General features: G+C 60.8%; 16 protein-coding genes and 1 pseudogene. 11 read left to right on the top strand and 6 right to left on the bottom strand.

Features of this window, described 5'->3' with window-relative positions; translation table 11 throughout:
* The first annotated feature begins 34 nt into the window (after nt 1-34).
* From ACTJLA_RS01420 to ACTJLA_RS01430, 3 genes are all read left to right on the top strand, one after another.
* Nucleotides 35-583: a cupin domain-containing protein gene (locus ACTJLA_RS01420; RefSeq protein WP_014720470.1), complete on the top strand. Its 549-nt coding sequence runs from the start codon at nt 35-37 to the stop codon at nt 581-583.
* Nucleotides 584-765: 182 nt separating this feature from the next.
* Complete coding sequence (locus ACTJLA_RS01425) at nt 766-1176, top strand: c-type cytochrome (protein WP_034129081.1); 411 nt, start codon at nt 766-768, stop codon at nt 1174-1176.
* Nucleotides 1177-1314: 138 nt separating this feature from the next.
* A complete protein-coding gene (locus ACTJLA_RS01430; protein ID WP_314547540.1) occupies nt 1315-3237 on the top strand; it encodes an acetyl-CoA hydrolase/transferase C-terminal domain-containing protein in 1923 nt (640 codons plus the stop codon).
* A gap of 79 nt (nt 3238-3316) precedes the next feature.
* On the opposite strand, the gene ACTJLA_RS01435 is transcribed toward ACTJLA_RS01430, so the two are convergent.
* Entirely contained in the window at nt 3317-3889 is a 573-nt protein-coding gene (locus tag ACTJLA_RS01435; RefSeq protein ID WP_003195447.1) for a xanthine phosphoribosyltransferase, read from the bottom strand.
* A 58-nt stretch (nt 3890-3947) separates the two neighbouring features.
* On the bottom strand, nt 3948-5957 hold the full coding sequence (rep, locus tag ACTJLA_RS01440) for a DNA helicase Rep (RefSeq protein WP_314547542.1): 2010 nt from the start codon (nt 5955-5957) through the stop codon (nt 3948-3950).
* 266 nt (nt 5958-6223) lie between these two features.
* Between rep and ACTJLA_RS01445 the strand changes: the two genes are divergently transcribed.
* Nucleotides 6224-7888 carry a putative bifunctional diguanylate cyclase/phosphodiesterase gene (locus tag ACTJLA_RS01445; RefSeq protein ID WP_057975303.1) on the top strand — a complete coding sequence of 555 codons (1665 nt, stop codon included), beginning with the start codon at nt 6224-6226 and terminating at the stop codon, nt 7886-7888.
* Nucleotides 7889-7980: 92 nt separating this feature from the next.
* On the opposite strand, the gene ACTJLA_RS01450 is transcribed toward ACTJLA_RS01445, so the two are convergent.
* Nucleotides 7981-9384 (bottom strand): NorM family multidrug efflux MATE transporter, encoded by a 1404-nt coding sequence (locus ACTJLA_RS01450; protein WP_259038967.1) that lies wholly within the window; start codon nt 9382-9384, stop codon nt 7981-7983.
* A 152-nt stretch (nt 9385-9536) separates the two neighbouring features.
* Between ACTJLA_RS01450 and ACTJLA_RS01455 the strand changes: the two genes are divergently transcribed.
* From ACTJLA_RS01455 to ACTJLA_RS01465, 3 genes and pseudogenes are all read left to right on the top strand, one after another.
* Complete coding sequence (locus ACTJLA_RS01455) at nt 9537-10457, top strand: LysR substrate-binding domain-containing protein (protein ID WP_314547547.1); 921 nt, start codon at nt 9537-9539, stop codon at nt 10455-10457.
* Between the two features lie 176 nt (nt 10458-10633).
* Nucleotides 10634-11707 (top strand): annotated as a pseudogene (locus tag ACTJLA_RS01460) (Cache 3/Cache 2 fusion domain-containing protein); the annotation flags it as partial.
* Between the two features lie 180 nt (nt 11708-11887).
* Complete coding sequence (locus ACTJLA_RS01465; protein ID WP_430962202.1) at nt 11888-12610, top strand: methyl-accepting chemotaxis protein; 723 nt, start codon at nt 11888-11890, stop codon at nt 12608-12610.
* Between the two features lie 3 nt (nt 12611-12613).
* Here the strand turns inward: ACTJLA_RS01465 and ACTJLA_RS01470 are convergent, their stop codons facing one another.
* Entirely contained in the window at nt 12614-13528 is a 915-nt protein-coding gene (locus ACTJLA_RS01470) for an ABC transporter six-transmembrane domain-containing protein (RefSeq protein ID WP_314547550.1), read from the bottom strand.
* A gap of 112 nt (nt 13529-13640) precedes the next feature.
* Between ACTJLA_RS01470 and ACTJLA_RS01475 the strand changes: the two genes are divergently transcribed.
* Entirely contained in the window at nt 13641-14216 is a 576-nt protein-coding gene (locus tag ACTJLA_RS01475) for a TetR/AcrR family transcriptional regulator (protein WP_034129059.1), read from the top strand.
* Nucleotides 14217-14222: 6 nt separating this feature from the next.
* Here ACTJLA_RS01475 and ACTJLA_RS01480 read toward each other — a convergent pair whose 3' ends face one another.
* Both ACTJLA_RS01480 and ACTJLA_RS01485 read right to left on the bottom strand, forming a co-directional pair.
* Entirely contained in the window at nt 14223-15719 is a 1497-nt protein-coding gene (locus ACTJLA_RS01480) for a YifB family Mg chelatase-like AAA ATPase (protein WP_314547554.1), read from the bottom strand.
* A gap of 221 nt (nt 15720-15940) precedes the next feature.
* Nucleotides 15941-16204, bottom strand: a complete 264-nt coding sequence (locus tag ACTJLA_RS01485) for an accessory factor UbiK family protein (RefSeq protein ID WP_003195432.1) — start codon at nt 16202-16204, stop codon at nt 15941-15943.
* Between the two features lie 423 nt (nt 16205-16627).
* On the opposite strand from ACTJLA_RS01485, the gene glnK reads away from it, so the two are divergent.
* The 3 genes from glnK (at nt 16628) to ACTJLA_RS01500 (ending at nt 18973) form a co-directional block, all read left to right on the top strand.
* Nucleotides 16628-16966 carry a P-II family nitrogen regulator gene (gene glnK / locus ACTJLA_RS01490; RefSeq protein ID WP_002555808.1) on the top strand — a complete coding sequence of 113 codons (339 nt, stop codon included), beginning with the start codon at nt 16628-16630 and terminating at the stop codon, nt 16964-16966.
* Between the two features lie 34 nt (nt 16967-17000).
* Nucleotides 17001-18338 (top strand): ammonium transporter, encoded by a 1338-nt coding sequence (locus tag ACTJLA_RS01495; protein ID WP_020302863.1) that lies wholly within the window; start codon nt 17001-17003, stop codon nt 18336-18338.
* Nucleotides 18339-18547: 209 nt separating this feature from the next.
* Entirely contained in the window at nt 18548-18973 is a 426-nt protein-coding gene (locus ACTJLA_RS01500) for a secondary thiamine-phosphate synthase enzyme YjbQ (protein WP_034129056.1), read from the top strand.
* Nucleotides 18974-19015 lie beyond the last annotated feature (42 nt).

Below are 19015 nucleotides of genomic sequence, written 5' to 3' on the forward strand. Positions count from 1 at the left end.
TACAACAAAGCCTGAATCCTAGGAGGCTCCTGCATTGGACGTCGGCGAACGACTGCAATCCATCCGTAAACTCAAAGGTCTTTCCCAGCGTGAGCTCGCCAAGCGTGCGGGCGTCACCAACAGCACCATTTCGATGATCGAGAAAAACAGCGTCAGCCCCTCGATCAGCTCCCTGCGCAAGGTGTTGGGCGGTATCCCCATGTCCATGGTCGAGTTCTTCTCCGAAGAAGTGCTCCAGGAAATACCGACGCAGATCGTCTATAAAGCCAATGAGCTGATCGACATCTCTGACGGTGCCGTCACCATGAAACTGGTGGGCCGGGCGCGCCCAAGCCGGGCTATCGCATTTCTCAATGAAATCTACCCTCCGGGTGCCGACACGGGCGAAGAAATGCTCACCCATGAAGGCGAAGAAACCGGAATTCTGGTGGAAGGGCGCCTGGAATTGGTGGTCGGTCTTGAAACTTTTGTGCTCGAAGCGGGCGATAGCTACTACTTTGAAAGCACCAGGCCTCATCGTTTTCGCAATCCGTTCGACGTGCCGGCGCGACTAATCAGCGCAGCCACACCCGCGAACTTTTAAGAATAGAGGCGCCCTGCCAGCGTTGCAGAGGTTCCCGCAGCTGTACACCGTGAGGCCGAATCTCCCTTTATTTAATAGGGTTGTTTCGGCCAGGCGGGCTAACCGTTATACTTTCGCCGCCTGCGAAACCGTGGCCGCAGGCGTGAATAGCCACCATTGAGGGTGAACGCGTGAACCTAATTATGAAAATGCTGGCTGCACCAGCAACCGTACTGGCCCTATGGGCTGTCAGCGCTCAAGCTGCGACCAATGATGACATTGCCAAGCGCCTGGAGCCTGTGGGCCAGGTTTGCGTCCAGGGCCAGGAATGCAAGGGCATGGAAGTTGCCGTGGCAGCCGGCGGCGGCGGCGCGAAAACCCCCGATGAGATCATCGCCAAGCACTGTAATGCGTGCCACGGCAGCGGCCTTTTGGGTGCGCCAAAAATTGGCGACACCGCCGCATGGAAAGAACGCGCCGACCATCAAGGTGGCCTCGATGGCATCCTGGCCAAGGCCATCACCGGTATCAACGCCATGCCGCCCAAAGGCACCTGCGCTGATTGTTCGGATGACGACCTCAAGGGTGCGATCAAGAAGATGTCCGGGCTGTAATCGGCCGATCTTCGTCAAAAATGCCGCTTACCAGCGGCTTTTTTGTGCCCGCGATTTGGTATTCAGGCTGTTCATTGCAGCAAAGACCCGGCAAGCTCGGTCCAACCCCTAATTCATGGAATGTTCGGGAGCAGTCGGATGGTGCAGTTGTGTTCAATCGAGCAAGCAGTTGACGACGTACTGGAGCGCCTGCCGGCGCATATCCACATGGGCATGCCGCTGGGGCTGGGCAAGCCCAACCTGTTCGTCAACGCGCTGTACCGGCGCATCGCAAAATTGCCCGAACGGGCGCTGACGCTCTATACGGCCTTGAGCCTGGGCCGTCCTACGCAGGGTGACGGTCTTCAAAAGCGCTTTATCGAACCTTTCATCGAACGAGTGTTTGGCGACTACCCCGAGTTGGATTTCCTCGCGGACCTGCACAAGGGCAGCCTGCCGAGGAATATCCGTGTGCAGCAATTCTTCATGCAGCCCGGCAGCTTGCTCCACAGCGCCGCGGCGCAGCAGGATTACGTCAGCAGCAACTACAGCCATGCGGCCCGCGACATCAATGCCGCCGGCCTGAACCTGGTGGCGCAATTGGTTGCCAGTAGCAGCGAGCATCCCGACCGCCTGAGCCTGAGCTGCAACCCGGATATCACCCTCGACCTGATGCCCATGATCGCCAAGCGCCGCGCGGCTGGGGAGACCATCCTGGTCGTCGGCCAGGTCCATAGCGATTTGCCCTACATGCCTGGCGATGCCGAGTTGGGCATGGATGAGTTCGACTACCTGCTGGATGAAAAAGACAGCACCACGCTGTTCTCCACTCCGAACATGCCGGTGGGCTTTCAGGATCATTTTATCGGCCTGCATGCCAGCACCCTGGTGCGTGATGGCGGTACGTTGCAGATTGGCATCGGCTCCATGGGCGATGCACTGACGGCTGCCTTGCTGGCGCGCCAGGCCGACAACGAAGCCTATCGCCTGTTGCTCACCGACTTGGATGTGTACCAGTGGGCGCCGTTGATCAGCCGCGAAGGCGGCGTCGAGCCGTTTGCCCGTGGCCTTTACGGTTGCAGCGAGATGTTCGTCAACGGCCTGCTGGTATTGGCCGATGCCGGGATCGTGCGGCGCAAGGTCTACCCGGATGTGGCGACCCAGATGCAGGCCAACGCGGGCACCCTGGACGACGCGGCGCAACCCGATGGCGTGTCGATCCATGGCGGTTTCTTCCTGGGGCCTCGCAGTTTTTACCAGCGCTTGCAGGAAATGACCCACACCAAGCGCCAGGCGTTCAACATGACCCGCATCAGCTACATCAACGAGCTGTACGGCCAGGAAGAACTCAAGCGCCTGCAGCGCCTGGATGCTCGGTTTATCAACAGCGCCATCATGGTCACCTTGCTCGGTGCTGGCGTGGCTGATCAGTTGGAAGACGGTCGCGTGCTCAGTGGCGTGGGTGGGCAATACAATTTCGTGGCCCAGGGGCATGCGCTGGAAGGTGCACGCTCAATCCTGATTTTGCGCAGCTGGCGCGAGTCGGCGGGTGAGGTCAGTTCCAATATCGTCTGGGAGTACGGCCACTGCACCATTCCCCGGCACCTGCGGGATATCGTCATTACCGAATACGGTATTGCCGACTTGCGCGGTCAGACGGATGCCAAGGTGATCGAAGCGTTGCTGAACATCACTGACTCAAGGTTCCAGCACGACTTGATTGAGCAGGCGCAAAAGGCCGGCAAACTGCCCAAGGATTTCCAGTTGGATCCGCGTTTTGCCGACAACACGCCGCAGCGGCTCCAGGCGATTCAGGCCAGGCACCGTCGCTTGTTTCCCGAATACCCCCTGGGCAGTGACTTCACGGATGAGGAGCGGGACTTGTTGCGGGCGCTGAACTGGCTCAAGAGCAAATTCAAGCTCACGGAAATTCTGGAGTTGGGCAAGGCGGCACTCGACGCGCCGGAGCCGGAGGCGTTTCCCGAGCATTTGCAGCGGATGCGCTTGGATAAGCCGGAGGGCATCAAGGAAGACCTGTATCAACGCTTGCTGCTGGCCGGACTGCAGGCCACCGCCCACTGACAGCGCAACGCAAAACCTAATGTGGGAGCTGGCTTGCCTGCGATGAGGGCCTGTCAGTCGNCCAGCTCCCACACAGTGATTACTCGATAAAGGTCACGACACCACCGGCCAGCGACTTCACCCGCGCCAGCGACTCAACCCGATAACCCTGTGCATCCAGTTCTGCACGCCCACCCTGGAACGACTTCTCGATCACAATGCCCAAGCCGGCTACGGTCGCGCCGGCCTGCTTGATGATCGAGATCAGCGCCTGGGACGCCTTGCCGTTGGCCAAAAAGTCATCGATCACCAGCACGCGGTCGCTGCTGGTCAGGTGGCGCGGGGAGATCGCCACGGTGCTTTCGGTTTTCTTGGTGAAGGAATACACCGTGGCCGACAGCAGGTTTTCCGTGAGCGTCAAGGATTGCTGCTTGCGGGCGAAGATCACCGGCACACCCAGGTTCAGCCCGGTCATGATCGCCGGGGCAATGCCCGACGCTTCGATGGTGACGATCTTGGTGATGCCCGAATCCTTGAACAGTGCGGCGAACTCGTCGCCGATCAGTTTCATCAGTGCCGGGTCGATCTGGTGGTTCAGAAAGGCGTCAACCTTGAGGACCTGATCGGAAAGCACGATGCCTTCTTCGCGAATTTTCTTGTGCAGTGCTTCCACGGAAAGCTTCCTCTAATGGCGCGTTGTGCGCCGAAAGTAGATTAAAAAGTAGTCGATTCTAGCGCTTTAACATCGCGCGTATATCCGCCAAGGCGGTGTTGCCGCGAACGGCCTTCACCTCGGTGGGAGTGTCGTCATTGCCTTCCCAGGCCAGGTCGTCCGGCGGCAGTTCATCCAGGAACCGGCTGGGGGCACAATCGATGATTTCACCGTATTGCTTGCGCTTGGCTGCAAAGGTGAAGGCCAGGGTCTGACGTGCGCGGGTAATGCCCACGTAGGCCAGGCGGCGTTCTTCCTCGATGGTGTCGGCTTCGATGCTGGAGCGGTGCGGGAGGATTTCCTCTTCCATGCCCATGATGAACACGTAGGGAAACTCCAGGCCCTTGGACGCATGCAAGGTCATCATCTGCACGCCTTCGGCACCGTCTTCCTCTTCTTGCTGGCGCTCGAGCATGTCGCGCAACACCAGCTTGCCGATGGCGTCCTCGACGGTCATCTCGCCGTCTTCGTCTTTTTCCAGGGTGTTCTTCAGCGCTTCAATCAGGAACCAGACGTTGCCCATGCGGTAATCGGCGGCCTTGTCGCTGGAGCTGTTGGTGCGCAGCCAGTTTTCATAGTCGATGTCCATGACCATGCTGCGCAGGGCGCTGATCGGGTCTTCGCCGGCGCAGTGCTCGCGGACCTTGTCCATGAAGCGCTTGAAGCGTGACAGGCGATCAGTGAAGCGCGTGTCCAGGTGTTCGCCCAGGCCGATTTCGTCGGTGGCGGCGTACATCGAGATCTTGCGTTCGGTGGCGTAGTTGCCGAGCTTTTCCAGGGTCGTCGAGCCGATTTCCCGGCGTGGCACGTTGATCACGCGCAGGAAGGCGTTGTCGTCGTCCGGGTTCACGATCAGCCGGAAGTAGGCCATCAGGTCTTTGACTTCCTGGCGTCCGAAAAAGCTGTTGCCGCCCGACAGGCGATACGGCACCTGGTGATGCTGCAGCTTCAGCTCGATCAGTTTGGCCTGGTAGTTGCCGCGATACAGGATCGCAAAGTCGCTGTAGGGCCGGTCGGTGCGCAAGTGCAGGCTGAGGATTTCCACGGCGACGCGCTCGGCTTCGGCGTCTTCGTTGCGGCAGCGGATCACACGGATCTCGTCGCCATGGCCCATCTCGCTCCACAGTTGTTTTTCAAACTCGTGGGGGTTGTTGGAGATCAGCACGTTGGCGCAACGCAGGATGCGGCTGGTGGAGCGGTAGTTCTGCTCCAGCATCACCACTTTCAAGGAGGGGTAGTCTTCCTTGAGCAGCATCAGGTTTTCCGGGCGGGCGCCGCGCCAGGCGTAGATCGACTGGTCGTCGTCGCCCACCACGGTGAACTGGTTGCGCGTGCCGATCAGTAATTTCACCAGCAGGTATTGGCTGGCGTTGGTGTCCTGATATTCGTCCACCAGCAGGTAGCGCACCTTGTTTTGCCACTTCTCAAGGATGTCCTTGTGCTCCTGGAACAGCTTGACCGGCAGCAGGATCAGGTCGTCGAAGTCCACCGCGTTGAACGCCTTGAGCGTGCGCTGGTAGTGGGTGTAGACGATGGCAGCGGTCTGCTCCTTGGGGTTGCGTGCAGCTTCCAGGGCTTCGGCGGGCAGGATCAGGTCGTTTTTCCACGAGCCGATCATGTTCTTGATTTCGTCGACGCCGTCGTCGCCCGCGTATTCCTTCTGCATGATGTCGGTCATCAGGGCCTTGACGTCGGTCTCGTCGAAGATCGAGAAGCCGGGCTTGTAGCCCAGTCGCACATGCTCCTTGCGGATGATGTTCAGGCCCAGGTTGTGGAAGGTGCACACGGTGAGGCCGCGGCCTTCGCCGCCTTTGAGCAGGGTGCCGACCCGCTCTTTCATTTCCCGTGCCGCCTTGTTGGTGAAGGTCATGGCGACGATGTACTGGGCGCGGATGCCGCAGTTCTGGATCAAGTGCGCGATCTTGCGCGTGATCACGCTGGTCTTGCCGGAGCCTGCACCGGCGAGCACCAATAGAGGGCCGCCGACGTAGTTCACGGCTTCTTGCTGCCGGGGATTGAGTCGGGACATACGGAATTTCAGGGGTCGTTGTTCAAAAGGGCGGGCATTTTAACAGGCTGGAAAGATTCTGCTGCCATAGAACGACGGTGTGACGTACCACTCGATCTAAATTTGCCGGTTTTGCTACTTTGCCGCAGGATGTTAAGGATTATTCGAGACTAATATTTACAGTCTACGTTTTTGATAACACCTATCATTTGTCATCCTTTGTCATTGTCAGGCCGCACGTCATAATGGCACCGCTAATGAAATTTTGCAGAGTCTAGGGAGTTAGCGTGTCTACGCCTGTCGAACCCTTGCGTTTGCTGCTGCTGGCCGATGAGCCCGAGTGGGCAGCGTTGTTGCGCGAGTGCCTGGCGCCGATGGGCGAAGGGGCTGTGCTGATCAGTGCGCCCAACTGGGACTCGGTAAGCCGCCTGTTCGATGACGACCAGGGTGCTGTGTTATTGACCACGCCCAGCCTGCAGCCCGGCCCCGGCCGGTGCAGCCTGCCGTGTGTATTGCTGCTGGAGCAGGAGCCACTGGTGTCGCCGCTGGGTGTCAGCGATTGGTTGGTGTTGGATGCATTGGACGCCGACACATTGCGCCGCTGCCTGCGCCATGTGCGCGAGCGCGGCGTGCTGGAAAACACCTTGCAGCGCCTGGCCGAGCAAGACCCGCTCACCGGTATTGCCAACCGTCAGGGCTTCCAGACCTTGCTGGCCGCCCGGCTGGCAGAAAACGAAGGCCGTGGCCTGGCCCTCGGCCATCTGGACCTGGACAATTTTCGTCATGCCAACGATGCCCTCGGCCATCAGGCGGGCGACCGTTTGATCCTGCAAGTGGTGTCGCGGCTCAAGAGCCAGCTCGAAGCCGGGGACCAACTGGCGCGCCTGGGCAGCGATGAGTTTGCCTTGTTGATCGATACCCGCCGGGCGCCCCAGCGCGCCGAATGGATGGCCGAGCGCATCACCGAAGTGATGGCCGAACCCTATTGGGTGGATGGCGAAAGCCTGTTGATCGGTTGCAGCCTGGGTATGGCCCATGCTCGAGCCCGCGCTGGCGCCGACCCGTTGATGTGGCACGCCCATATCGCCATGCAGCAGGCCAAAAGCACCCAGGGCTGTACCTTTCATATCTTCAATGAACGCATCAACCGCAACGCGCGCAGCCTGGCCGACCTGGAAAGTGAACTGCGCCGGGCTTTGCGTCGCGATGAGTTGGAGCTGCATTACCAGCCGCGCCTGGACCTGGACGACGGTCATATCGTTGGCCTCGAAGCCCTGGTGCGCTGGCGTCACGGCGAGCGCGGCTTGTTGCCGCCCAGCGAGTTCGTGCCGCTGGCCGAACAGAGTGGCTTGATCGTGCCATTGGGCTACTGGGTGATCTCCCGAGCCCTGCGCGACATGCAAGACCTGCGTGAACGCGGCCTGCCGCCGCTGCACATGGCGGTCAACCTGTCGTTTCGCCAGTTCCAGGACAGTCAGTTGCTGTCTACCCTCAGCCGCCTGATTGCCGAGCGCGGCGTGGAAGCGCAATGGCTGGAGTTCGAATTGACCGAAACCGCCGTGATGCGCCGCAGCGACCTGGTCAAGCAGACCATGGACGCCCTTGGCCGGCTGGGTGTGCGGTTTTCCCTGGATGACTTCGGCACCGGTTTTTCGTCGTTTGTGCACCTCAACAGCCTGCCGATTGCCTTGTTGAAGATCGACAAGAGCTTTGTCGGCGGCATGGAAGAGCGCGAAGAAAACCGCAAGCTGGTGCACGCCATGATCAACCTGGCCCACAACCTCAACCTGGAAGTGGTCGCCGAAGGCGTGGAAACCCCTGAGCAACTTGAACTTTTGCGCTTGTTTGGGTGCGACCAGGTCCAGGGTTACCTGATCAGCAAGCCGTTGCCGCTGCCCGAGCTGGTGGAATACCTGATGTTCGGGCAAAGCCAGCAGGCGCTGTTGGGTTAAGCCTTCAAAGTGGTTCAAATGTGGGAGCTGGCTTGCCNCTGACACACCGCTATCGCAGGCAAGCCAGCTCCCACATGTGCCGCGTGCACTCGCTAGTCAGGCAGTGCCGCTTGGAAACCAACAGGAGCATCTGGCTCCTGCCGAATCATCCGCTTCATCTTCGCCTCAAATGCCCAGGTCAGGCTCACCGCCGCACACGCCAGGCCCAGTGCCAGGCCCCACCAGACGCCTGTTGGCCCCCAGCCCAGGGTGAACGCCATCAACCAGGCTGACGGTGCGCCAATCAGCCAATAGCAACCCAGGCCCACCAGGAAGGTGGTCTTGGCGTCCTTCAGGCCACGGATACAACCCATGGCGATGGTCTGCACGCCATCGAACAATTCAAACCAGGCGGCGACGGCCAGCAGGCTCACCGCCAGGACGATGACGTCATGGAACGCCGGGTCGTCATGGTCGAGGAACAGTCCGATCAGCGGGTCGGAAAACAGCCACAGTACCGCCGCAAACCCCAACATCACCATGGCGCCGAATCCTATGCCCACTCGTCCGGCCAGGCGTGCCTGCAGCAACTGCCCGGCGCCGTAATGCTGGCCGATGCGCATGGTCACCGCGTAGGACATCCCCGCCGGCACCATGAAGGCCACCGAGACAATCTGCAGGGCGATCTGGTGTGCCGCCAACTGCGTGCTGCCCATGGTGCCCATGCACAACGCCGCAAAGGCAAACAACCCGACCTCTACCGCATAGGTGCCGCCAATCGGCAGGCCCAGGCGCCACAGCTCGCGCAGGTAGTGGGTATTCAGGCGCAGCAGGCCTGTGCCCAGCGGGTAGGCGGCGTAGGTGCGGTTGCTGCGGATGTACCACATCAGTGCCAGCGCCATGCCATTGGCGACGATGGCGGTCACCAGGCCGATGCCCATCAGGCCCAGTTTCGGCAGGCCGAACATGCCTTCGATCAGCGCATGGTTGAGCAGATAGTTGACCACGGTGCCGCACAGGCTGATCACCATCACCGGGGTGGCCTTGCCGATGGCGCTGGTAAAGCCGCGCAGGGCCATGAAGCTCAGGTAGCCGGGCAGGGCAAAGGGCAGGATCGTCAGGAATTGCCCGGCCGCATGCACGTTGGTTTCGGTCTGGCCGAACATCAGCAGCACCGGCTTCAAGTTCCATAACAGCAACGCCGCCGCCAGGGCCATCAGCCACGCCAGCCACAGCCCGGCCTGGGTCAGGCGAGTGGCGCCGTCGATATCGCCCGCGCCATGGCGAATGGCGACCAGGGTGCCCACGGCTGCGATCACGCCGATGCAGAAGATCGCCACGAACGAATAGCTCGCCGCGCCCAGGCCTCCGCCGGCCAGTGCCTCGGGGCTCAAGCGCGCCATCATCAAGGTGTCGGTCAGCACCATCAGCATGTGCGCCAACTGTGAGGCAATCAACGGCCCCGATAGCCGCAGAATGGCCCAGAGTTCGGTACGTGCCGGATGTTGCATGATCATCACACTCGAATGGTCAGGAAGGTGGGGAAGGGTTGATTCTCGGCGCATTCAGCGCATTGCACAAAAGGATAAAAGCGATCATTAGCATGATTAAAACTCATGCATGAGCGATTCTGGTAGGGTTTCCAGATTGCGCAGTCGGAGCTTTCAGCATGTCTCGTCGTCTTCCTCCTCTTTATGCCTTGCGGGCATTTGAAGCCGCCTCCCGTCACCACTCGTTTACCCGTGCGGCTGAGGAATTGTCGATTACCCAGAGTGCGATCAGCCGGCATATCCGTACGCTCGAAGATTATTTCGCCTGCCGATTGTTCCAGCGCAGCGGGCGCACGTTGCAGCTCACGGAAGCGGCGCGTTTGTTGCTGCCAGGCGTACGGGAAGGCTTCGCTGCCCTGGAGCGTGCTTGCCATACCTTGAATGCCGAAGATGACATCCTGCGTATGAAGGCGCCGTCCACCTTGACCATGCGCTGGCTGCTGGCGCGGTTGAGTCGCTTCCGCGCGTTGCAGCCAGGCAATGAGGTGCAACTCACCAGTGCGTGGATGAGCATTGATGAAGTGGACTTCAACCAAGAGCCATTCGACTGCGCGGTGTTGCTCAGCAACGGGCACTTTCCGGCGGACTGGGAGGCCAGTTATCTGTTTGCGGAAATGCTTATCCCGGTGGGAGCGCCGAATCTGTTGGACGACGGTCCCTGGGACGTGACGCGGCTGGCAACCGCCGAACTGCTGCACCCGACGCCTGACCGCCGCGACTGGCGTTACTGGCTGCAGCGCATGGGGTTGTCATCTCACGTTTCACTCAAGGGTGGGCAGGTGTTCGACACGCTTGAACTGGGCATGATAGCCGCCGCCCGAGGCTATGGCGTCTCCATGGGGGATTTGCTGATGGTGGCCGAAGACGTGGCGCAGGGACGCTTGAGCCTGCCGTGGCCTACGGCCGTGGCCAGTGGGGAAAGCTACTACCTCGTGTGGCCGAAAACCCGTCCGGGTGGCGAACGTTTGCGACGGCTGGCGGAATTTCTTCAGGGTGAAGTCAAGGCGATGGAATTGCCTCCGGTTGAACGCCTCGATTGAGTAGGGCCGGACCGTTTGTGCAATCGTTTGCGGGATACCCCTGTGATTCGCTCAAGTATTGCCAAATGCCGCCGAAGAAAGGTGTTGGAACCCTCGTGCACTACCGTTTCCCACTAGATAATTTGCCGAGCAGCGCTATGAGATCAGGATGATCCTGGCCTCGGCCAGGAGCTGTCATGTCTCAACCTCGTGCCCGGATTGCCTCCCAGTTAGGCCTTGCACTCGCCGTGATTCTGGCTGTCGTGATCAGCGGCAGTACGGTCTTTGCCCTGCGTACCCTCGACTCCGCCAACCTCGCCACCCGCGAGGAACACTTGGCCAGCGAGGCGCGTTTGCTCGCCGACCAACTCAACACCTTCCACAGCACCTTGCGTGAAAGCACCCAGCGTTTGAGCGGGCTGTTTGAAAAGCGCTTCGGCGCCGGCTTGAGTGTGCGTGCGGACCAGCCCGTGGCCGTGGCCGGCGTACAGACGCCGAGCCTCTACTTGGGCAATGAGGTGCTGAACAATAACTTCGAAGAGGTGGATGAGTTCAAGCAGATGTCCGGTGGCGTGGCCACGGTGTTCGTGCGCAGCGGCGACGACTTTATCCGCGTCAGCACCTCCCTGACCAAGCAGGACGGCAATCGCGCCATTGGCACCGTGCTCGACCGTCAGGGCGCGGCCTACCAGCGCGTTGTGAGCGGCCAGACCTACATCGGCCGTGCCGTGTTGTTCGACCGCTCCTACATGACCCAATACAGCCCCGTACGTGACAGCAGTGGGCAGGTCATCGCCGTGCTGTTCATCGGTTTCGATTACACCGATGCGCAGAACGCCCAGTTTGAAAACCTCAAGCGCTTCCGCATCGGCCAGACCGGCTCCCTCGCGCTGCTGGATGAGCAAAAGCACTGGCTGGTGCCGCCGGCTGGCGTGCAAGCGCCGGATCAGGCGATTGCCGTGATGCTCGACCTGGCGAAAAAGCCGGGTGCTGGCCGTTTCTGGAGCGACAAAAACGAAGATTTCTATAGTGTCTCGGTGCCGTTTGAAGGCGGCCCTTGGGCGGTGGTAGCGAGCATGCCCAAGGCTGAGATTCGCGCAGTGACCTGGGAAGTCGGCATCCGCCTGGTGATCGGCAGTGTGCTGGCGATGTTGCTGGCAGTGGGCGCCACGGTGTGGCTGTTGCGCAGCAAGCTGGCGCCATTGAGCGAGCTGGTGCGCCAGGCCCAGGCCCTGGGTGCGGGCGATTTGAGTGCGCGGCTCAATGTGTCCAGCCATGACGAAATCGGCCAGCTGGCGCGTAGTTTCAACCAGATGGGTGAGGCGCTGTCGACCATGGTGTCGCATATCCGTACCGCCGCCGAACAGGTCAACAGCCGCGCCCAGGCGCTGTCGGGCTTGTCTGGCGGTGCCTATGAAGGCATGGAGCAGCAGTCCGGCGAGATCACCAGCATGGCCGGTGCGGTGGAAGAGTTCAGTGCTACCTCGCTGAACATTGCCGACAACATGGGCAACACCGAGCGCCTGGCTCAAGAGAATGCCCAGCAAACCCGTATCGGCCGCAGTTCGATGCAAGAGGCGTCATCGTCCCTGGAACATATCGCCACTGCGCTGAACAGCACCGCTGCCGTGATCAACACCCTGGGCCAGCGTTCCCAGGAAATCGGCGGGATCGTCGGCGTGATTACCGCCATCGCAGAACAGACCAACCTGCTGGCGCTCAACGCCGCCATCGAGGCTGCGCGCGCCGGCGAGCAAGGTCGTGGCTTCGCCGTGGTCGCCGACGAAGTGCGCAACCTGGCTTCGCGCACCCGCCAGGCCACCGATGAAATCTCCGGCATGATCCAGAGCATCCAGCAGGAAACCGGTAACGCCATCAGCACCATGGAGCACGGCAATGCGCTGATGCAGGAAGGCCTGTCGCGCAACGCCGATGTGGCCTCGGCCCTGGCGCGTATTGACGAGCAAAGCCGCTCGGCCGGCCAGCAATTTGCTGCGATCACCACCGCCACCCAGGAACAGAGCAGCACCGCGACCTTGCTCAGCAGCAACCTGCAGAGCATTGCGCTGGCCAACAGCGAGCAGCGTGAAGTGGTGTCCAACCTGGCGGTTACCGCCAAGGAACTGGAGACCTTGGCGGCAGGCTTGCGTCATGAGGTGGATCGGTTTCGTTGAGGCTCAGGCCTCCCCAAGCCCTGGGTCTACGCGCTTGCCAATGTCCTTGAGCCGCGCCAGTTGGTCGACCATGCCTGGCGCTTCGTCCAGGCTGGTGACGAAGGTCCACAGATAGGTCATGACGGCGTAGATGTGGCCGGCCTTCACCGCTGGGGACATGGCCAATTGGCTGATCGCAACCACGAACAGTAAGGCCGCGGTCATGCCGATAAACAGGAACGCCGCAGCCTCGCGGTCTGACAGCCAGATGCGCAGGCGTGACAGCACCTGGTAGTGGCGTCGCAGGGTCGGCGCGCCGACCTTTTCGACCAGGCCGATTTCTTTTTCCAGGCGGTTGTTCAGACGTTCGTGCAGCGCCTGATTGCGCTGGGCAAAACGCGGCAACAAGGTGATGCACAGCAGCAGGGCCGCCAGGCACGCCATGCCTACCCATGGCTCAATCACGATCAGCATCACTGCCGCGCCCACAATCGACACCAACGCCGTGGCGATGATAGGCACGTGCTTTTCAAAGAAGTCGACAAACTCCCGAGCAAGTACTACCCGTGCCGCCGATTTCGAGGTGCTGTGGTTCTGTTGGCGCTGGTTGAGAATGACCGGCACCGCAAGGTCCGCGTAGATGCGCGTGAACGTACGGGTGTCCAGCGCCCGTCTCGCCGCCCCAACGGCCCAGAACGCCATGACCACGGCGGCATACAGCAACGCACTGGTGGTATCGCCACGGATAATCGAATCCACCGCGAACCCGGCAAACAGTGGGTAAGCCAACAACAGCGCGTTCTCCAGCGCCACCAGCGACAAGGTGCAAGACAGCTTGCCGGGATAGGCTCTGGCAATAGCCTTGAGGGTCTGGCTGGCAGACTGCTGGCCGACTTTCTTGCTTTCTTCGATCAGAATTTGTGGGGTGACGGATGTCATGGGTGCACCAGAGGAGTAATAGACGCTATTATTGAGCGACTGCTCAAGTATCCTTGAGCGATCGCTCAAAAAGCAAGCGCCGCTTATCTGCTCGTGCTCGAAGGAATTGCCCATGTCGCGTACCGACCGTAAAGACCAGATCATCGCCGCCGCCCTGGAGCTGTTTCGCAGCAAGGGTTTCGCCGATGTATCCACCCGTGACCTCGCCGAACATGCCGGCTTGTCGCGCAGTCATGTCTATCACTACTTCAGCGACTGGAATGAACTGCGCCGCGAAGCCTTCGTACGCTTTGCCAATGAGCAACTGGATGAAGTGCGCGAGCCGTTGGCCGATGCGCCACCCCTGGAGGCGCTCGTGGGTTTTTTGCGCGACTGCCTGCCCAGCACCGCTGACGCCGGCTGGGCGCTGTGGCTCGACGCCTGGGACGAGGCCATGCATGACGCGCAAATGACCCAGGCTTATCTGGTAATCAACGCCCAATGGCAAAGCATGCTTGCCGAGGTGATCGAGCGGGGCGTTGCCGATAGCGTCTTTCGCTGCGAGTCGGCTCAACGCGCTGCACGGCAGATCTTCGCCCTGGCGATGGGCTATGCCGATGACCTGATGCTCAAGCCTTCCGCAGAGTCCGCAGAAGCGGCGCTGCAAGAAGTGCTGGAAGTGGCGAGGCTGCTGCTGGATTTTGCCTGACAAGTGCTAGCCATTTGCGGCTGGTCGGTACTGCAACGCCTCCGCCAAATGATGGCGGGCGATGCCTTCCACTTGCTCAAGGTCCGCCAGGGTGCGAGCCACCTTGAGCAATCGATGGGCTGCGCGCAGTGATAATGTCAGCCGCTCACACGCGCTTTCCAGCCAGCTTTCATCGGCTTTGGCCAACTGGCAGTGTTCGCGCAGCCGGGGCAGATCGAGGAATGCATTGGCGCAACCCTGGCGCTGGTGCTGGCGTTCCCGGGCTTGCGCCACCTGAGCGGACGCTTGCGCGGTGGTATCACCGGCTTGTTGGGCGGGGTTCAGCGCAGTGACCTCCCGCGCGACGGTCAGGTGCAAATCAATCCGGTCCAGCAACGGCCCGGAGAGCTTGTTGCGATAGCGCTGGATCTGCTCCGGTGTACACCGACAACGCCCGCTGGGCTCGCCCATGTAGCCGCAGGGGCAGGGATTCATCGCCGCGACCAGTTGAAAGCGCGCCGGGAAGCTCACACGGTCTCGGGCTCGGGAGATCACGATGTGCCCCGACTCCAATGGCTCGCGCAGCACCTCCAGTACCTTGCGATCGAACTCTGGCAGTTCATCCAGGAACAACACCCCGTGATGAGCCAGGGTGATTTCCCCCGGTTGTGGCTTCGAGCCGCCACCCACCAGCGCCGGCCCGGATGCCGAGTGGTGCGGCTGGCGAAACGGGCGGTTTGGCCAATGGCTCAGCGGTGCCAGGCTGACCACGGATTGGATCGCTGCCACTTCCAGCGCTTCCTGCTCGCTCAACGGCGGCAGCAAGCCCGGTAGCCGGCTGGCCAATAAAGTCTTGCCGGTGCCTGGTGGCCCGGTGAACAACAGGTTATGCGCGCCCGCCGCCGCGATCAGCAATGCTCGCTTGGCCGCGAGTTGGCCCTGCACTTCACTCAGGTCTGGGTAAGGCTTGTTCAAGTACAGCAAACCGTCGGACCTGTAGGGCTCAATCGGCACCTGTCCATTCAGGTGCGCCACCACTTGCAGCAGGTGATCCACCGCAATCACCTTCAACCCTGACGCCAGGCACGCCTCCTCGGCATTGGCGCGCGGCACTATCACGGTGCGCCCGGCCTTGCGCGCCGCCAGCGCGGCCGGCAACACCCCCTTCACCGCGCGCACCTCGCCGGACAGCGCCAATTCCCCAAGGCATTCCACGTCATCGAGCATCAGCGCCGGCACTTGCACACTGGCTGCCAGGATGCCCAGGGCAATCGCCAGATCAAAACGCCCGCCGTCCTTGGGCAGGTCGGCGGGCGCGAGATTGAGTGTAATGCGGCGGGCCGGATATTGCAGCGCCGAGTTGAGGATGGCGCTGCGCACGCGATCCTTGCTTTCCTTCACTGCAGTTTCGGGCAAACCCACGAGAGTGAGAGACGGCAGACCATTGGCCATGTGCACCTCGACGGTGACGGCGGGGGCTTCTACACCGACCTGGGCGCGGCTGTGGACGATGGCGAGGGACATGCTCGTTCCTTGAATGGGAGGGCCGCTTCCTGCGGTTTTTTCAAGGGTAGACGAGGTGGGATGGAGCGGGGCGGGGGAGGTTTTACAGAACGTATCCGGACGGCAACGCAAAACAGAATGTGGGAGCTGGCTTGCCTGCGATGGCGGTGTGTCAGCAAAGAATCATCCGCTGANCTGATGCACCGCCATCGCAGGCAAGCCAGCTCCCACACTCACCGTGTTTATTCAGCAGAGGGTGGCGTCAACCGTGCTTCAAGTTCAGCCACCTTCGCCTCCAGGCTCTCCAGCCGCGCACGTGTGCGGGCCAGCACCACCATCTGGCTGTCAAACTCTTCCCGGCTGACCAGGTCGAGCTTGCTGAAACCGCTCTGTAGCAAAGCCTTGAACTGGCTTTCGATTTCATTGCGGGGCAGCGGAGTGTCGCCGCTGAACAGGCGAGAGGCGTGGCCGCTCAGGGCGTCGAGGAAGTCTTTGGGCGCGAGCATTGGACATATTCCGGAAAACAGTTGGCCGGCAGTGTACCACGCAGCGTCTATAGTCATTTTCACGCCCCGCTGCGCACGGTTTTCGCGCATGGGGGCGGGCGGCTGCGCACTGTTTTGATGCGCATTGCGGCCGCGCAGGCGCCCCGTAGGTGGGCATAAGCGGGCAAAGGATTGATTTCGGTGGTTTTTACGGAGCTGGCAAGGTTTCTGCTTAGACGATCATGACCCATGCACTGATGCAGTCGCTGTGACGAATGCAGTGCGCCGACGGATCCGGGGTACAGGGCTCGTCACCAGTGGTTCGCTGGCGTCGCGACGGCAAATGCCGAGGCGACGATGCGTTACAAAGCCAGGCACTGCGCTTAGACTTGAGACGGGTTTGTTTTCCTGGGGCAAGTCCACCAAATTCGGGAGAGAGTTTTCATGAAGCTAGTCACTGCCATCATCAAGCCGTTCAAGTTGGACGATGTACGCGAGTCACTGTCCGAGATCGGCGTGCAGGGCATTACCGTTACTGAGGTCAAGGGCTTCGGTCGGCAGAAGGGTCATACCGAGCTGTATCGCGGCGCGGAATACGTGGTCGATTTCCTGCCGAAGGTGAAGATCGATGTCGCCATTGACGACAAGGATCTTGATCGGGTTATCGAGGCGATAACCAAGGCGGCCAACACCGGCAAGATCGGTGACGGCAAGATCTTCGTGGTCAATCTGGAACAGGCTATTCGCATCCGTACCGGCGAAACCGATACCGACGCAATCTAAGCCGCCAAACCCCAACGCCCCAGGAGAAAACAATATGACTCTGCGTAAATTCGCAGGGCTCGGAGCCCTGCTGTCCATCGTAATGCCAAGCCTGGCCATGGCGGCAGATGAAGTGGCTGCTCCAGTCCTCAATTCCGGCGACACCGCCTGGATGCTTACCGCCACCGCGCTGGTGCTGTTCATGACCATCCCTGGCCTGGCGCTGTTCTACGGCGGCATGGTCCGCTCCAAGAATATTCTGTCGGTGATGATGCAGTGCTTCGCCATCACTGGCCTGATCAGCATCCTGTGGGTTGTCTACGGCTACAGCATCGCGTTCGATACCACCGGTATGGAACAAGGTGTGGTCAACTTCAATTCCTTCTTCGGCGGCATGGGCAAGGCGTTCCTGGCGGGTGTCACCCCAGCCAGCATCACCGGGCCGGCGGCGCTGTTTCCGGAAGCCGTGTTCATCACCTTCCAGATGACCTTTGCCATCATTACTCCGGCGCTGATCGTCGGTGCTTTCGCTGAGCGTATGAAGTTCTCCGCGATGCTGATCTTCATGGCTATCTGGTTCACCCTGGTCTATGCGCCGATTGCGCACATGGTCTGGAGCGGCAATGGCGGCCTGATGTGGGACTGGGGCGTGCTGGACTTCGCCGGCGGCACCGTTGTGCACATCAACGCGGGTGTGGCTGGCCTGGTGGCGTGCATCGTGCTCGGCAAGCGCAAAGGCTTCCCCACCACCCCGATGGCCCCGCATAACCTGGGCTATACCCTGGTGGGCGCGGCCATGCTGTGGATCGGCTGGTTTGGCTTCAACGCCGGTTCCGCTGCGGCGGCCAACGGCACCGCGGGCATGGCGATGCTGGTAACTCAAATCGCTACCGCAGCTGCGGCCCTGGGCTGGATGTTTGCCGAGTGGATCACCCACGGCAAGCCAAGCGCACTGGGTATCGCCTCGGGCGTGGTCGCCGGCCTCGTCGCCGTGACGCCAGCGGCTGGCACCGTGGGCCCGATGGGCGCCCTGGTGATTGGTCTGGTCGCCGGTGTGGTGTGCTTCTTCTGCGCGACCAGCCTCAAGCGCAAGCTGGGTTATGACGACTCCCTGGACGCCTTCGGCGTGCACGGTATCGGCGGTATCGTCGGTGCGATCCTCACCGGTGTGTTCGCAGCTCCTGCTCTGGGCGGCTTCGGCACCGTGACCGACATCGCGGCCCAGGTCTGGATCCAGTGCAAAGGCGTGGGCTTCACCGTGATCTACACGGCGATCGTGACCTACGTCATCCTCAAGGTGCTCGACATGGTCATGGGCCTGCGTGTCACCGAAGAAGAAGAGGCGGTCGGCCTCGATCTGGCACAACACAACGAGCGCGGCTACAACTTGTAATTACCCGAAAAAAACATGCCCGGCTTGCCGGGCATTTTTTTGCCCGGCGTTTGTCTGTGGCTAAAGGTGCATGGGTTTTTTATCGACTTTGTGATGGGATCCACACTCCACTTTTAAGGGTGCAAATGTCTTACAGGCATGAAGGCGTATTAGGCACTTTGTTTTTTCCCAGAGCGCGCTAGAATGCGCGCCGATGGGCGGAGAACTGTATGTGGCAACAGACCCTGATTACCCTGCGGGCCAAGCCCCGGGGCTTTCACTTGGTAACGGACGAGTTGCTTGCCGGCTTGCCTGAATTGAGGGCGTGCCGTGTGGGCCTGTTGCATCTGTGGCTGCAGCACACCTCGGCCTCGTTGACCGTCAACGAGAATGCCGACCCGGCGGTTCGCCGTGACTTCGAGCGTTTTTTCAACCTGCTGGTGCCACAAGGTCGCGCAGGGTTTGAACATAACGACGAAGGTCCGGATGATCTGCCGGCGCACTTCAAGGCCAGTCTGCTGGGCTGCCAGCTGAGTTTGCCGGTCAAGGCCGGCCGCTTGGCGATAGGGACCTGGCAAGGTGTTTATCTGGGCGAGCACCGTGATCATGGCGGTGCTCGTAAAGTCCTCGCCACCTTGCATGGTGAAGGGGCATAAGCCACTGGTGATCCAGTGGATGTTGATTTTTTTCCGGCAACC

The sequence above is a fragment of the Pseudomonas sp. 22072 genome, from assembly GCF_052046095.1.
Lineage (GTDB): Bacteria > Pseudomonadota > Gammaproteobacteria > Pseudomonadales > Pseudomonadaceae > Aquipseudomonas > Aquipseudomonas paracarnis.

Bases quoted from the DNA above. Each gene is read 5' to 3' on its own strand.
- ACTJLA_RS01425 (WP_034129081.1), top strand. From the start codon at position 766: ATGAAAATGCTGGCTGCACCAGCAACCGTACTGGCCCTATGGGCTGTC.
- ACTJLA_RS01430 (WP_314547540.1), top strand. From the start codon at position 1,315: ATGGTGCAGTTGTGTTCAATCGAGCAAGCAGTTGACGACGTACTGGAG.
- rep (WP_314547542.1), bottom strand. From the start codon at position 5,957: ATGTCCCGACTCAATCCCCGGCAGCAAGAAGCCGTGAACTACGTCGGC.
- ACTJLA_RS01450 (WP_259038967.1), bottom strand. From the start codon at position 9,384: ATGATCATGCAACATCCGGCACGTACCGAACTCTGGGCCATTCTGCGG.
- ACTJLA_RS01455 (WP_314547547.1), top strand. From the start codon at position 9,537: ATGTCTCGTCGTCTTCCTCCTCTTTATGCCTTGCGGGCATTTGAAGCC.
- ACTJLA_RS01465 (WP_430962202.1), top strand. From the start codon at position 11,888: ATGGCCGGTGCGGTGGAAGAGTTCAGTGCTACCTCGCTGAACATTGCC.
- ACTJLA_RS01470 (WP_314547550.1), bottom strand. From the start codon at position 13,528: ATGACATCCGTCACCCCACAAATTCTGATCGAAGAAAGCAAGAAAGTC.
- ACTJLA_RS01475 (WP_034129059.1), top strand. From the start codon at position 13,641: ATGTCGCGTACCGACCGTAAAGACCAGATCATCGCCGCCGCCCTGGAG.
- ACTJLA_RS01480 (WP_314547554.1), bottom strand. From the start codon at position 15,719: ATGTCCCTCGCCATCGTCCACAGCCGCGCCCAGGTCGGTGTAGAAGCC.
- ACTJLA_RS01485 (WP_003195432.1), bottom strand. From the start codon at position 16,204: ATGCTCGCGCCCAAAGACTTCCTCGACGCCCTGAGCGGCCACGCCTCT.
- glnK (WP_002555808.1), top strand. From the start codon at position 16,628: ATGAAGCTAGTCACTGCCATCATCAAGCCGTTCAAGTTGGACGATGTA.
- ACTJLA_RS01495 (WP_020302863.1), top strand. From the start codon at position 17,001: ATGACTCTGCGTAAATTCGCAGGGCTCGGAGCCCTGCTGTCCATCGTA.
- ACTJLA_RS01500 (WP_034129056.1), top strand. From the start codon at position 18,548: ATGTGGCAACAGACCCTGATTACCCTGCGGGCCAAGCCCCGGGGCTTT.